The organism is Providencia sp. PROV255 (assembly GCF_028478065.1).
Classification (GTDB): domain Bacteria; phylum Pseudomonadota; class Gammaproteobacteria; order Enterobacterales; family Enterobacteriaceae; genus Providencia; species Providencia rettgeri.
In genome coordinates, this window is sequence record NZ_JAMPMI010000003.1 from 139,765 (window position 1) to 154,556 (window position 14,792).

Sequence of the window (14,792 nt, forward strand, 5' to 3'; positions counted from 1 at the left end):
ATTATGACTCAGATAAATGTTGATAAGTTAATTGCTGACTACCCTTTAGTTCAGGACTTAATCGATTTAAAGCAAATTGCGTGGTTCAACCCAAATGTCACGACGACACAAGCGGGTTTGCCTTATGTCGGGCTAACCATTGAAGATGTGCAAGATGCAGAAGCGCGCTTAAATCGCTTTGCGCTTTATTTGATGAAAGCGTTTCCAGAAACTCAAGCAACACAAGGAATTATCGAATCTGAAGTTATCGATATTCCAAACATGCAAGCCGCGCTGGAAAAACGTTATCAAACACCAATCGCGGGAAAAATGTTACTGAAAAAAGATAGTCACCTGCCAATTTCGGGGTCAATTAAAGCCCGAGGGGGGATCTATGAAGTACTCACTCATGCGGAAAAACTTGCCTTAGCCGCCGGTATTTTATCGACAGATGATAATTACGAAATTTTATTCTCTGAACAATTTCGCCAATTCTTTAGCCAATACCGTATTGCAGTCGGTTCAACCGGTAACCTTGGTATGTCCATCGGCATTATGAGCGCTAAACTCGGCTTTAGCGTCAGTGTGCATATGTCCGCAGATGCGCGTCAATGGAAAAAAGACAAGTTACGTTCCCATGGTGTGAATGTGGTGGAATATGAACAAGATTATAGCATCGCCGTCGAACAAGGCCGTAAAGAAGCCGAAAAAGATCCTAACTGCTTTTTTATTGATGATGAAAACTCAACCACCCTGTTTCTCGGCTATGCTGTCGCAGGCCTTCGTCTAAAAAGACAATTTTTAGAGCAAGGGATTACTGTGGATAACGACCACCCGCTATTTGTCTATTTACCTTGTGGTGTCGGCGGTGGCCCCGGTGGTGTCGCTTTCGGGTTAAAACTGGCCTTTGGTGATGCCGTCCATTGCTTATTTGCCGAACCAACGCACTCGCCTTGTATGCTGCTAGGAGTGCATACTGGCCTACATGATGGTGTGTCAGTCCAAGAAATTGGTATTGATAATATCACCGCCGCAGACGGGCTGGCAGTTGGCCGTGCATCCGGTTTTGTGGGGCGTGCAATGGAGCGGCTTATTGATGGTTATTACACCATTGACGATAGCGAAATGTATAACCTGTTAGGTTTACTCAACCAAACTGAGTCGATTAAATTAGAACCGTCAGCCTTGGCAGGTATGACTGGCTGCGTACATGTCACGCAAAACACGGGTTATTTGCAATCCAAATCCCTCACGCCGACGAAACTGGCCAACGCAACACATCTTGTATGGGCAACGGGGGGCGGTATGGTGCCTGTGAATGAGATGCAAAAATATTTATCACAAGCCAACCTAAGTTAACAATTAATGTATTCAACGCCCTCTTCGCGTTCAATGAGAAGAGGGCTTTTTAGTATCAACCACACCTTATTAGCTTTGTAATAATTGCCCCGGTAATGGCACTAAATTACTTTCAATATAACGTCTCACTAAGGTCGCGAGCGCCACTAACGAGTCCAAATGAGTCCTTTCCCAGCCGTGGGAGCTGTCTAGTGCGAAACACGCTAAAGCCGCACGAATATCCCATCCGGCATCAATGGCCGCAGCACTATCAGAACGATAATGTTTAAACGTATCGCGGACGTGAGGAATATCATACTGCTGGCATAATTGCAGCAAATGTCGTGTAATTGCCAAATCAAACGGGCCGGTTCTGTCACGAAAGGCTAAAGTCAATGCGTCATCTCGTGTGGTTTGATCTGGGGCAGAAACTGAGTTATCAATCGCTAACAATTCTTGAACTTGCGAACCAAAACCGTGTGTACCGCCAATTCCGACCTCTTCTGAAATTGTGAACATCATTTGGCAAGGCACCTCAGGCACAACGCCATCATCCACCAGTGATTTTAATGCGGCTAACATCACCGCACATCCAGCCTTATCATCCAAATGACGCGATACAATAAAGCCGTTATCAATAAATTCGGGTTGTGCATCAACCGCAACAATATCACCGACATTTAAGCCATGGGATTGTAAATCAGCGAAATTATAACAAGGGGCATCAAGGCGAATTTCTAAATTATCCCAATCCGCAATTTGAGTATCAACTTCAGTATTAAAGCGATGCCCAGACGCTTTTAATGGCAAAATAGTGCCGCGATATTGGTGATTGTCACTAAATACCGTCACCCTTGCACCTTCCGCAAAGCGTGCTGCCCATGTGCCTGTATTACGCAGTGCCAAGCGCCCATTTGGTTTGAGTTGTGTCACCATCGCCCCAAGCGTATCAAGGTGTGCGGCTAATGCACGTTTAGGTTCTTCAGAGCCAAGCGTAATATATAGCACTCCACGGCGTGTATATTTCGGCGTGAATCCCAACTCAGTCAACCATTGATGTGTCCGCGCAACGGCTTGTTCAGTCATCCCAACCGGGCTAGGCGTACATAACAATGTTGTTAATACAGAGGTCAGATATGCTTTATCTATCATTACGTTACCTATCTTCACTTAAAAAACGTTCTTGCAATGTGGCTTGTAGCGCTAACATAGCTTTTTCTGCGTAGGCCATGTGTGCTTCCATCACCGATTGAACCTTCTCGGCGTCTTTACGGCGTAAAGCCTCGATTAATTGATATTGGTATTCAATACCTTGGCGCCTGTCGACGGGCTCAGGTTTTAAATAAATGTCCTTACAAACCGCTAAATCTTTGAGTAAACGCTGTAAAAAGTGGCAAATAAACACTAATAAAACGTTATCGGAATAGCTGGCAACCACCGCATGAAAATCCAGTTCTGCCATCCGTTGCTGCCAACGTTCGTTTTCATCTGCGGGTTCATGGTCATAAATGGCGATGGTATCGTATAGCTTCTGGATACCGTCATTATCGATGTTGTCAATCGCACTAACCGCAACCACCGGTTCTAGTAATTTACGTAACGTATAAATATCTTTGATTGATATATCCCGCGTAAACAAATAGTTCGATAACAAACTCATTGCTCGCGATTCAGTCATGGAATCAATAAACGCACCACCACCCGGCCCGGTTTTCGTTTTAATTAACCCTTGAACTTCCAGTGATTTCAGTGCTTCTCGCACAGTACTTTTGCTGGCGTTGTAATGTTCAATAAGTTCTTTTTCTTGTGGCAAACGGTCACCGGGTATGAGGTTATCGGCCATGATAGTTTCTTTTATTGCATTGACGATTTCATCAGTCCGCTTAATACGTACTGGTTCTATCGTTGTCGGCTTATTGGTGCTCATATTAGGTTCTCAACTGGTTTAAATAAGTTTCTAAGCGACTGAATCAACACGAATACGAGGGGCACTAGCCAATAAATTTCGCGTATATTCATGCTCCGGTGCGGCAAATAAGCTGCGGGTATCTCGACATTCTAGCAAATCCCCTAAATAGAGTACGGCGACTCGATCTGCTATTGATTCCACTACCGCTAAATCGTGACTAATAAATAAATAGGATAACGAAAACTGTTGTTTAAGTTGTTCTAGTAACAACAAAACTTGCGCTTGTACCGAAACATCCAACGCACTAACCGGCTCATCTAGTACTAATATTCGTGCATCTGCGGCTAAAGCTCTCGCAATGGCTAACCGCTGTGCTTGCCCTCCCGAAAACTCATGGGGATAACAAGCTAAAGCATCGATTGGCATATTGACGGCCTCAAGTAATTCCGCCAGCCGAGCCGCTCTTTGTGATGAGTTCATGTGTTTTAAATATTTCAACGGAACAGACAAAGTTTCTCCAATGGTTTTTCGCGGGTTCAAAGATGCGACAGGGTCTTGAAAAACATACTGAATGGCTTGCCCAAAAGCTCGCGCACCTTGCTGCTGCCACTCTGCACGAGTTTGTCCTAAGACAGTAATATCTCCTGAGGTCTCGCGGTCCAAGCCAACTAAAATACGTGCTAAAGTACTTTTTCCTGAGCCACTCTCCCCAACCACCGCCAGAGTTTCACCTTCATAAAGTGATAAAGAAATATTTTTTAATGCATGAACTTGGCGCCCTCGAGGGTGAAATAGGCTTCTTGGCTGCCCGAAGGTTTTCACTAACTGATTAACCTCAATCACTTTTTTCATTAAACCTCCTGTGCCGATGTCAAATCATTACTATCGGGCTGATGACCATAGAGTTGTTGGACTTGTTTTAAAAACCCACGTCCTTCCCCTAACTTAGGTACACTGGCGATCAGACGTTGTGTATAAGGATGCTGAGGCTGCCGTAATACCGTTTGCGTATCACCGGTTTCGACTATCTCACCTTGCTGCATCACCGCAACACGGTCGCAAATTTGGTTAATGACCGCAAAATCATGGGTAATAAATAAGAGCGCAACACCGCGATCACGGCGTAGCTGGTCAAGTAATTCTAGAATTCGCGCTTGTACTGTGACATCTAATGCGGTGGTCGGCTCATCAGCAATAATCAACACGGGGTCATTAGCCAGAGCCATTGCGATCCCTACCCGCTGGCGCTGTCCGCCCGAAAGCTCATGGGGATAGGCATCGAAACGTTCTCGCGCATCTGGGATCCCGACGCTGTCCAACAATTCAATGGCTTTGTTTTTCGCCTCATAGAGTGACAAAGATTGGTGAGCGGTGATGGCCTCACGTAATTGCACACCGATGGTAAACTGGGGATGGAGCGTCGTCAGTGGGTCTTGGAAAATATATGAAACCTTCGCACCGCGACGGCGCTGCATAACAGATAGCGGCAATGACAGCATTTCTTCGTGTTCCACATAAATTCCCCCCGCCGTAATCAATGCCGGAGGTGATGCGAGCAGCCCCATCACAGATAAAGCGGTGACACTCTTACCCGAGCCGCTTTCCCCAATTAACCCTAGACACTCCCCCGCCCCAACAGTAAAACTGATCCCTTTTACAGTTAAACGTAATTGATTTCCTTGGCGAAAAGCAACCGACAAATCTTTGACTTCTAATACCGCTTGTTCACCTCCCGTTTTCGCAGGAATATTAACTCTATCGGTTTGTGTCATTGGTTGTGATCGCTGTAAGGCTCCCGATTTTAACCGGGGATCAAGAATGTCACGCACGCCATCCCCTAGCAGGTTAAAACTAATCACAATAAGAAAGATCATAATACCGGGTACCAATGCCACATGAGGAGCGACAAACATCTGTGCGCGCCCTTGTCCTAGCATTGAACCTAAGTCTGCATTAGGTGGCTGAGTACCTAGCCCTAAAAATGACAAACCTGCCGTCTCTAAAATCATCCAACCGATGGTCGTTGACATAGTAACCACAATGATTGGCAAGACATTCGGTAACACTTCCGTTAATAGGACTTGTAAATGGTTTTTACCTGACAACCTAGCTGCTTGAATAAAATCCCTATCGCGTAAACCCACTGTTAACCCACGAATATTCCTAGCAAAAAAGGGAATATTCACTAATGCGATCGCATATAACGCATTGAGTAACCCTGGCCCAAGTACCGCGACAATGGCTAATGCCAATAGAATGTATGGAAATGCCATTAGCATATCAATACAACGCATCAATAATGTATCGGTGCGATGGCCGACATACCCAGCCACTAAACCAATCAGGGTGCCGAATATTGCAGCGATTAGTGTTGCTGAAATACCGACTAATAGAGACACTCGCGTTCCCCACAGCAATCGAGATAAAATATCTCGCCCTAAATGGTCAGTACCTAATAAATGACCAGACGAAAAAGCGGGAAGTAGCCGATTAACTAAATCAGTTTCATCAGGATTAGCAAGGGGGAGCCAAGGCGCTAAGAATGCCAAGAGCATAATGATAGATAAAGTAAATAGCCCCAAAGTTGCTAGGCGGTTCGCTAGCAGTAACGAGCCGACCGATTGGTGATGACGATGCTGAATAACAGGGGTCACAGATTGGCTCATGATTTCAACCTCGGGTCTAATATGGCTTGCGCAACATCCGCAAGTAAATTGATAAAGACATAGGACGCCGCGGCAATCAATACGCCCCCTTGGACTAAAAATAAATCACGGGTTGCCACAGCCTTCACCAACATGGCGCCTAGCCCCGGCCATTGAAAAACGGTTTCAATATATACCGCCCCACCAAAAACAAAGCCTGCTTGGATACCAATGACGGGAATAACGGAAACTAATGCCATACGAAATGCATGGCGGAAAATCACTTTGCGCTCACTTAAGCCTTTTGCCCTTGCGGTGCGAATAAAATCAAGTCGCAGTACTTCTAACATTGCTGTGCGCGTCAAACGTGCTATCACCCCTGTCGCAACCAATGAAAGCGTCACAGCAGGTAAAACAAGGTGATGCAATAAATCGCTCAGGCCACCGCCTTGCCAAATATCGTACATTCCAGATGCCGGAAACCATTGTAATTGAACAGAAAAAAGCATAATCATCAATAAACCAATCCAAAAAGATGGCATTGAGATACCCAATAAAACGGCGAGTGTAATAAATCGGTCACTCCAACTAAATTGACGAATGGCAGAAAGAACCCCGGCCAATAGCCCTAAAATTGAGCTGAGTAACAGCGCACTTCCGCCCAAAATTAATGTGGCAGAAAATCGCTCTAAAACCTCATCAACAACAGGTCGGTTAAGGACAAATGAGCGGCCAAAATCTCCCGAAATCAAATTATTCATCCAAATAAAATATTGCTGATATAACGGCTTATCCAACCCAAGCTCTGTTTTTACTCTAGCCACATTTTCAGGAGTCGCCCAAGGGCCAAGCAGTGCTTGAGCTGGCTCTCCAGGGATCATTGCCATGATAAAAAAGACAATTAACGTCAAACCAATCAGTATGGGTATGGTCGCTAAAATGCGTTTCAAACAGTATAACCACATAGTTTTTCCCCATAAAATCAAATAATTAATTGAATAGCTAACTCACATTAATTAATCAATCTTTACGAACGTCTTTAAGTAATAAGTTAAAATTAGGCTGCAATTTGAAATGCTTAACATGCTCATTAGCGACCGCATTTTGCTTCCAGTTCGCCACAAACAACCAAGGTGCATCTTGATGAACAATTTTTTGAACTTGTCGATATAACTGAGCGCGCTCCTCAAGGTTATTTGTGACCCGCGCTTTATCTAACAATTCATCCAGTTGCTTGTTACTGTAATAACCGGAGTTAAATCCGCCTTTATCCGGCCAAGAAGCGCTATGCAAGGTTAAAAAAGGTAAGGTATCTGGGTCATTCGTCATCCACGCCATTTCGGCCATATGCGCTTGTTTGAGGCCTGCATTGACCTTGGATAAGTAGGTATTCCACTCAAAGGTTTGAATTTCGACAGCTAAACCAACCGCTTTTAGGTCAGCTTGAATAGCAGTAGCCATAGGAATCGGGTCTAACATTCCTGAGCCCCCTTCGGTGACATAAAAAATAATTTTTTGCCCTTGTGCCCCCGCTTCTGCTATCAATTGGCGAGCTTTTTCAGGGTCATAAGGGTAAGCGTTGGTTTCTTCATCAAATGCCCAATCGAAAGCTGATGGAATCGGACCTTGTGCGACGCCTGCGGAGTCCTGAAGAATATATTTCACAATATTTTCTTTATTTACCGCGTAGTTAACTGCTTGCCTTACACGCACATCATCAAACGGTGGCTGAGACGCATTAAGCATGGCATACCAAACATGAGGTCCTACAGCTTCATAAACATGGAAGCGGTTGTCATTAACAAATAACGGGACATTATCAGCAGGGACTTCAACCATGGCATCAATCCCCCCTGATAACATTTCGGCTACCCGGGTATTGGCGTCAGTAATAGGCCGAAAAACAACATGTTGTAAGCTGGGTCTACCATCCCAATAGTCTTCATTAGCGGATATGACAACCCTTTTGTTTGCCGTCCATTCATCAAATTTAAAGGGGCCTGTTCCGCTGGGATGGCGACTAAAGTCTTTGTCATATTGCTTTACTGCTGCGGGTGAAACAATCAGCCCTGCGGGTGTGGCTAAGTTTGATAAAAACGGGGCAAACGGTTCTTTTAAGGTAAAAACCACAGTCTTGTCATTCGGGGTTGTAATCTTGTCTATCGCAGAGAAAAAAAACGATAATGGGAATGGCCCAGTATGGTAATACGGGTGCTGGTTATCCAACATTCGTTCAAACGTGAATTTGACTGCATCCGCGTTGAAGGGGCTGCCATCATGGAACTTTATATTCTCACGCAAGTGGAAAGTGTATGTGAGGCCATCATCACTAATAGACCATGATTGGGCTAAAGCAGGTTCAAGCGTTAATGTGCCATCAGCATTACGAACTAACCCTTCGTACAAGTTAACCAAAATTCGGGAATCATTCGCAGCGGTTGCAACTTGCGGGTCTAATGACTGCGGCTCTGCAACTTGCCCTAATAACAAAACATTCGGGTGGTTCACCGCCAATGTCGGTAGCGAAATAAAGCATAAAAGCCAAAAACTGGCTATCCACCTACATAAACGCATATTCATTCGCTCCTCCCCGAGTACTGACATTGCCATATGATTGTGAAGTGTGATTTGTGTCAATTTTGTTAATAATTTTATCTTTTTCTTTATTTATGATGATAAATTATATTTCAAGCAAGAATTTATAATGATAAATTTGATCAAGGTCTAATTTATGAGGTGCAAAATGACATTTTCAATTGTGGCGCGCTGCCCATTGACAGGAAAAATAGGTGCAGCGACGGCAACAGGTGGTCCTGCGGTTGGAGCATTAGTCTTACACGGTAAAAGCCAAACGGGAGCCATCGCCACTCAAGCAATGACAAACCCAATTGCAGGCTTAACCGGTATTGAATATTTGCAGCAAGGCCATAATGCAAATAACAGCTTAGACTACCTTGTAACGCAAGATATTGAGCGGAAGCAACGACAGCTGATTGTTCTTGATAATCATGGAGGTACAGCTGATTGGACCGGCCAAAATTGCTTACCTTGGTGCGGAAGTTTATCGGAGCCTAACTTAGCCATTGCTGGAAATATGTTAGTTGGAGAGCAAGTCCTGAATGCCATTTATCAGAGCTACCATAACAACTCACATCAAGCTCTGGCTGATCGATTACTCATCGCCATGCAAGCAGGTGCAGATAAAGGTGGTGACTACAGAGGGATCCGTTCCGCTGCATTAAAAGTATGGAATAACCGACAATATCCAGATATCGATATTCGCAGTGACTGGTCAGAAGCACCGCTATCAGCGCTTTCCATCATTCTTCAACAGGTTCGTTCCGAAGATTATGCTGATTTTTTTGCACAAATTCCTACAGGAAATGAATATATCACTCGTAATTGATGCTATTTAGGTGTGTATCGACTAATAATGTAAAATAATTTAATGATATACACCCTGAAACAAAATGGTTAATAAATCATTTTATTATTAACTCAATGAATAATTATGTATTTTTTTATTATTCTTAATTCTTTCATTCATCCAAAAAAACTATTTTATAATATATTCTTAATAATTGATTTCTATCTTGCAGCATCTTAATCATTTGCTGCACAGTAGTGGAAACCAAAGTCTCTAATTATTTAGCTATAATACTCAAAGTAATCAAAGTGACTGGTTTTTCGTAATCTACAAATGCACTTTGTTAATTTATCAAGATTATTAACCTTAATAACAATTAGGTTATTACCCTCACTCAGTTACTACGCTAAAAAATAGATGAAAACAAAATAATCATAATTATCAATAAATTAAAAAACACCACCTAGATGTATAAAATACATACAAATAAGTGAGTATTTTTAAATCAATATGAATTATATTGCTCTGACTCTACGTATAATTAATAATCAAACGAACAAAAAATAACTCATTTATTTCATTTAAAACATATTTTTTATATTCACCCCCCCCTTTAGCATTTAAGGGATATTCAGCACTTTCTTCTGTGATGAAATATTCATCCCTTATTTTGGTTTCACTCTTTATAACACTATTTAAGCGAAATATTTATATTTACACCCGTACACTTTTCATGACAGTTAGTTATAAAAAATAATAAATCACAAATTAGAAAAACAGCATAATCTCCGACAAACCCTTTACAACACTGACAATATCAATTTACTTTCGCGAATCATTCACCCAACTTTATTAACAAATGCTACCCATACTTAATAATTATGAAATATATGATAAGATCATAATCTCAATTTGAAATTATTTACTATATAAAAAACAAGATTGTTATTGAGGTTATAGATGAAAATCTCGAGAAGAAAGCTATTATTAGGGGTTGGTGCTGCTGGTGTTTTAGCAGGGGGTGCTGCGGTTGTTCCTATGATCAATCGTGAAGGTCGTTTTGAATCGACTAAATCACGTGTACCAGCTGTTGCTGGCACAGAAGGCAAATTACCAGAGTCTGCAGATGCAGTCATCATCGGTGCCGGCCTTCAAGGGATCATGACTGCAATTAACCTTGCTGAAAAAGGTCTTAATGTTGTTATCTGTGAAAAAGGTGTTGTCGGTGGTGAGCAATCAGGCCGTGCATATAGCCAAATTATCAGTTATAAGACTTCCCCAGCTATTTTCCCTTTACACCATTACGGAAAAATTCAATGGCTTGGCATGAACGAAAAAATCGGTGCTGATACCAGCTACCGTGTTCAAGGCCGTGTTGAAGTACCTTCAAGCGAAGAAGATTTAGAAATTTCAAGAGCCTGGATTAAATCTGCATCTGAAAACCCAGGTTTCGATACACCTTTACGTACCCGTATGATTGAAGGAACTGAACTGGCGAATCGTCTGGTTGATGCACAAACTCCATGGAAAATCGGTGGATTTGAAGAAGACTCAGGTAGCCTTGACCCTGAAGTTGTCACACCAACCATGGCAAACTACGCAAAATCAATCGGTATTCGCATCTACACCAATTGCGCAGTACGTGGTATTGAAACGGCGGGCGGCAAAATTTCTGATGTTGTCACAGAAAAAGGTGCAATCAAAACTTCTCGTGTTGTTCTGACGGGCGGTATTTGGTCGCGTCTGTTCATGGGTAACTTAGGCATTGATGTTCCAACACTGAACGTTTACCTATCACAACAGCGTATTACTGGCGTACCAGGCGCACCAAAAGGTAACGTCCACTTACCTAACGGTATTCACTTCCGTGAACAAGCTGATGGTACCTACGCCGTTGCGCCACGTATCTTTACTAGCTCTATCGTAAAAGACAGCTTCCTGTTAGGACCAAGATTCCTACACGTATTAGGCGGCGGGGAATTACCATTAGAGTTCTCTCTTGGTAAAGATTTATTCAACTCCTTCATGATGGCAACGTCTTGGAACTTAGACGAGAAAACACCTTTTGAAGAGTTCCGTACCGCAACTAATACACCAAACAACGAACACTTAGATGGCGTTCTGGAAAGACTGAGAAAAGAATTCCCAGTATTTAAAGAGTCTAAAGTGGTTGAACGTTGGGGTGGTACCGTTGCACCAACGGATGATGAAATTCCAATTATTTCAACAATCGAGCAGTATCCAGGACTAGTCATCAACACCGCCACAGGCTGGGGTATGACGGAAAGCCCTGCATCTGGTCGATTAACGGCAGAATTGTTAATGGGCGAAACACCATTTATTGATCCTACGCCGTATAAACTTTCCCGTTTTAGCTAAAAAACAGGAAAAAAAGCGATTTTTACTGTGGATCTATTAGCGAATAGTTTAAAGTTACATGAAAGTTTAATTTTTGATAAAACTAATAGATCCTATTTACTTTGATAATGTTAAGGAGTTTACATGCGCTATAAAACTTTATTGCTTTCTCTGCCTTTGATTTTAGGTGTAGCAAGTGCGAATGCAGCCGATGATGTTAAACGCGTTCCAGTGAAAGGATTCCCTATCTCTGAATCAGTAGAAATCAACGCGGGCAACCTCATTTTCCTAAGCGGAAAAGTTCCTTCTAAAATCTCTGCTGACGCAAAAGAAGGCGTTTTAGAGTCTTATGGTAATACCGAAGCACAAACAATCAACGTATTAAAACAAATCCAAGCTAACCTCGAAGGTATGGGCTTGACGATGAATGACGTTGTTAAAATGCAAGTATTCTTAGTTGGTGGTGAAGAAACTCAAGGTACTATGGACTTCGCTGGCTTTATGGCTGGTTACAACAAGTTCTATGAGTCTGAGAAAATTACTAATCTGCCAGCTCGTTCTACCTTCCAAGTCGCTAAACTGGCTAACCCAGCTTGGAGAGTAGAAATCGAAGTGACAGCGGTACGCCCTGCTGCAAAAAAATAAGTTCTTCTAACGAAGAATAATCAATAATGGGGCATAATCATTATGCCCCATTATATTTCCCCCTAATAACCCTATTCCATTCTTTTTTTGATACATTACTTCACGCTACCGCTATTATTTATCCCCCTATCCTCTGTGCGGTCACAAATTATCACTCCTTTTCTGTGCAACCGTTTCACACCTACTTATAATTTCAAAGAACGGATCAGGGCTGAAAAATATGACATCGCGGGTAAACAAAAATGACTCACAATACTGTCAGTCGAATGAATTTAGACCATCTTAAAACTTTTCATTACGTGGCTAAAAGTGGTAGCTTTACTCAAGCAGCACATATTTTATTTTTGAGCCAACCAGCTGTTAGCCAACAAATCCAAGGTTTAGAAAATTCTCTACGGGTTGCTTTATTTGATCGTTCCCGAAAAAAAATCACCTTAACCAGTGAAGGAAAAGTACTCTATAGCTATACCAAAAGATTATTTTCATTATTTGATGAGATAGAGCATGTCTTTCAAGATTTAAATTTATTACAAACTGGAACGCTAACAATTGCAGCAACTGCTGTTATGGGCAGTTATTATTTGCCAGATATCCTAAAACAATTTAATACTCGCTATCCGCTGATTCATATAAAAATAAAAATTGGCAATTCACAGCAAGTGATGGATTGGGTAGCAGAACAAGAGGCAGAAATTGGTTTAGCAGGCCGAGTCCCTATTGTACCGAATGTAAACCAAGTATTCTTACACCGGGAGCCCTATATCGCCGTTGTCGGTCCCAATTCTCCACTTCTACAACTTCAGCGTCCATTAACAATAGAAGAGTTCACAAACGCTTCTCTCGTGATGAGGGAAAAGGGAACACGCACTCGTGCTAAAATTGAAGATTGGCTAAAAGCACATATTGCACTCCATGATTCCCCTCCCCCTATTATTACTGTCACTAATTTAGAGGCGACAAAAAGATTAGTCGCAAGTGGTTTTGGGATTACCGCGTTGCCTTATTTAAGTGTTATCGATGATATTAGTGTTGGAAAATTGATCCAGCTACAAATTAATGCCTTTGATGTTGATGCAGATTATTATTTAACTTATCAAACTAATCGTTCGCTTTCCGCAGCTGCTTTTCAATTTATTATGCTATTACGCGAAATATCTGACGAAATATCATTAAATAGTGATATAGCGCAACTTATTCATACCGAAAATATCTAAATCGCATCAATTATACAACAGATAAGCAACTATAATATTTACTTATATTACGCATACAACTTGCTGATTTTTGGTTCCTCTATGAATGTGCAAAGATGGTTTTAAATAAAATGCATGGTTAATAATAAAAATTAACCACTTTGTTCTTCTCAGGAGTAATCATAATGGCTAAAGAAATTGAACGTAAATTTTTAGTATCGGGTGATTCATGGAGAGAATTAGCCAATGGTGTTCGTTACACCCAAGGTTATTTAAATAGCCAGAAAGAACGTACCGTTAGAATAAGAACTATCGATGATAAAGCCTTCTTAACAATTAAAGGAATTACCGTCGGTATTACTCGAACTGAATATGAATATGAAATTCCCCATGCTGATTGTGTTGCTATGCTGACGCAATTAGCAGAACAACCCATTATCGACAAGAAACGTTATAAAATCCCCTTCGATGGCTTAATTTGGGAGGTAGATGAATTTTTTGGTGTTAACGAAGGGTTAATTGTTGCTGAAGTCGAACTTAGCGATGAAAACCAATCCTTTAAAAAACCCGAATGGGTAGGCGACGAAATATCTTCAGACCCCAAATATTTTAATTCTAATCTTGTTGCTAATCCTTATACCACATGGAAAAAATAAGGGGAATTTTATGAATACATTAACTAAAAATATTGCGATATCAGAAGAAGATGCAAGTAAAATAGTACCTCGAGCAGAATTTAGAATATTTGGACATGACCTTATTAACGAAATAGAAACTAAAATTTGGGATGTCAAAGCAACCTTATACGCTGCGCGAAAAATGCCAATAGAAACCTATTTTTTATCTGAAAAAACGAATGATGCCAATGTAAAAGTACGTGATGGATTATTAGATATTAAAGTTAAAGTTGGTGAAACAAAAGAGGGCTATGAAATATTCCAACCGAGAGGTAAATTCCAATTTCCAGTAAAAAAAGAAGAATTAAATATTATTTTATCTCACCTTGAAGTTGATATTCCTCTCGATAAAGACAGCTATGAAATTGAGGAATTCAAAGCTATTGTGCGCCAACACCCTTGTCTCAATGCAGTCACCGTTGAAAAAATGCGCTATGGCTTTATGGTCGATGGCATTATTTGTGAGTTTGCACGCGTTTGGTTCAATGGGGCACTAATGGAAACCGCTTGTTGTGAAAGTGAAGATTACGAAAAAATGCAAGCCGTCGTTAATGCCTTAGGTATCAACAAATTACCTAATACAAATTATTTGAAAGCCGCCAAGCGTGTTGTTGGCATGTAACTCTTTTATGTAATGCATATCGTTGTTCATCTATATGGGTCGAGTCAAATAACACCGAC

At 41.6% G+C, this 14,792-nt stretch carries 13 protein-coding genes; 7 read left to right on the top strand and 6 right to left on the bottom strand.

The window, feature by feature from the left end; translation table 11 throughout:
- Nucleotides 1-3 precede the first annotated feature (3 nt).
- Nucleotides 4-1,338 carry a D-serine ammonia-lyase gene (locus tag PR725_RS02085; RefSeq protein ID WP_272567364.1) on the top strand — a complete coding sequence of 445 codons (1,335 nt, stop codon included), beginning with the start codon at nt 4-6 and terminating at the stop codon, nt 1,336-1,338.
- Between the two features lie 69 nt (nt 1,339-1,407).
- On the opposite strand, the gene PR725_RS02090 is transcribed toward PR725_RS02085, so the two are convergent.
- From PR725_RS02090 to PR725_RS02115, 6 genes are read right to left on the bottom strand one after another with little or no spacing between them, the layout of a single operon-like run.
- Nucleotides 1,408-2,469 (bottom strand): osmoprotectant NAGGN system M42 family peptidase, encoded by a 1,062-nt coding sequence (locus tag PR725_RS02090; protein WP_267751107.1) that lies wholly within the window; start codon nt 2,467-2,469, stop codon nt 1,408-1,410.
- Nucleotides 2,470-2,473: 4 nt separating this feature from the next.
- Nucleotides 2,474-3,244, bottom strand: a complete 771-nt coding sequence (locus tag PR725_RS02095; protein WP_109912678.1) for a FadR/GntR family transcriptional regulator — start codon at nt 3,242-3,244, stop codon at nt 2,474-2,476.
- A gap of 30 nt (nt 3,245-3,274) precedes the next feature.
- Nucleotides 3,275-4,078 (bottom strand): ABC transporter ATP-binding protein, encoded by an 804-nt coding sequence (locus tag PR725_RS02100; RefSeq protein WP_004907854.1) that lies wholly within the window; start codon nt 4,076-4,078, stop codon nt 3,275-3,277.
- Nucleotides 4,078-5,892, bottom strand: a complete 1,815-nt coding sequence (locus tag PR725_RS02105) for a dipeptide/oligopeptide/nickel ABC transporter permease/ATP-binding protein (RefSeq protein ID WP_117162588.1) — start codon at nt 5,890-5,892, stop codon at nt 4,078-4,080. Before PR725_RS02105 ends, PR725_RS02100 begins: the two co-directional genes overlap by 1 nt.
- Nucleotides 5,889-6,836: an ABC transporter permease gene (locus PR725_RS02110; RefSeq protein WP_004907851.1), complete on the bottom strand. Its 948-nt coding sequence runs from the start codon at nt 6,834-6,836 to the stop codon at nt 5,889-5,891. Before PR725_RS02110 ends, PR725_RS02105 begins: the two co-directional genes overlap by 4 nt.
- A gap of 55 nt (nt 6,837-6,891) precedes the next feature.
- Nucleotides 6,892-8,451: an ABC transporter substrate-binding protein gene (locus PR725_RS02115; protein ID WP_117162589.1), complete on the bottom strand. Its 1,560-nt coding sequence runs from the start codon at nt 8,449-8,451 to the stop codon at nt 6,892-6,894.
- Nucleotides 8,452-8,614: 163 nt separating this feature from the next.
- Between PR725_RS02115 and PR725_RS02120 the strand changes: the two genes are divergently transcribed.
- The 6 genes from PR725_RS02120 (at nt 8,615) to PR725_RS02145 (ending at nt 14,733) form a co-directional block, all read left to right on the top strand.
- Nucleotides 8,615-9,277 (top strand): DUF1028 domain-containing protein, encoded by a 663-nt coding sequence (locus tag PR725_RS02120; protein WP_109912682.1) that lies wholly within the window; start codon nt 8,615-8,617, stop codon nt 9,275-9,277.
- A 921-nt stretch (nt 9,278-10,198) separates the two neighbouring features.
- Nucleotides 10,199-11,617 (top strand): NAD(P)/FAD-dependent oxidoreductase, encoded by a 1,419-nt coding sequence (locus PR725_RS02125; protein WP_004907849.1) that lies wholly within the window; start codon nt 10,199-10,201, stop codon nt 11,615-11,617.
- 123 nt (nt 11,618-11,740) lie between these two features.
- Nucleotides 11,741-12,241 carry a RidA family protein gene (locus PR725_RS02130; RefSeq protein WP_004259262.1) on the top strand — a complete coding sequence of 167 codons (501 nt, stop codon included), beginning with the start codon at nt 11,741-11,743 and terminating at the stop codon, nt 12,239-12,241.
- A 242-nt stretch (nt 12,242-12,483) separates the two neighbouring features.
- Nucleotides 12,484-13,455, top strand: coding sequence for a LysR family transcriptional regulator (locus PR725_RS02135; RefSeq protein ID WP_109912683.1), 972 nt, complete (start codon nt 12,484-12,486; stop codon nt 13,453-13,455).
- Nucleotides 13,456-13,619: 164 nt separating this feature from the next.
- Entirely contained in the window at nt 13,620-14,090 is a 471-nt protein-coding gene (locus PR725_RS02140; protein ID WP_109912684.1) for a CYTH domain-containing protein, read from the top strand.
- 10 nt (nt 14,091-14,100) lie between these two features.
- A complete protein-coding gene (locus PR725_RS02145) occupies nt 14,101-14,733 on the top strand; it encodes a hypothetical protein (RefSeq protein ID WP_117162591.1) in 633 nt (210 codons plus the stop codon).
- Nucleotides 14,734-14,792 lie beyond the last annotated feature (59 nt).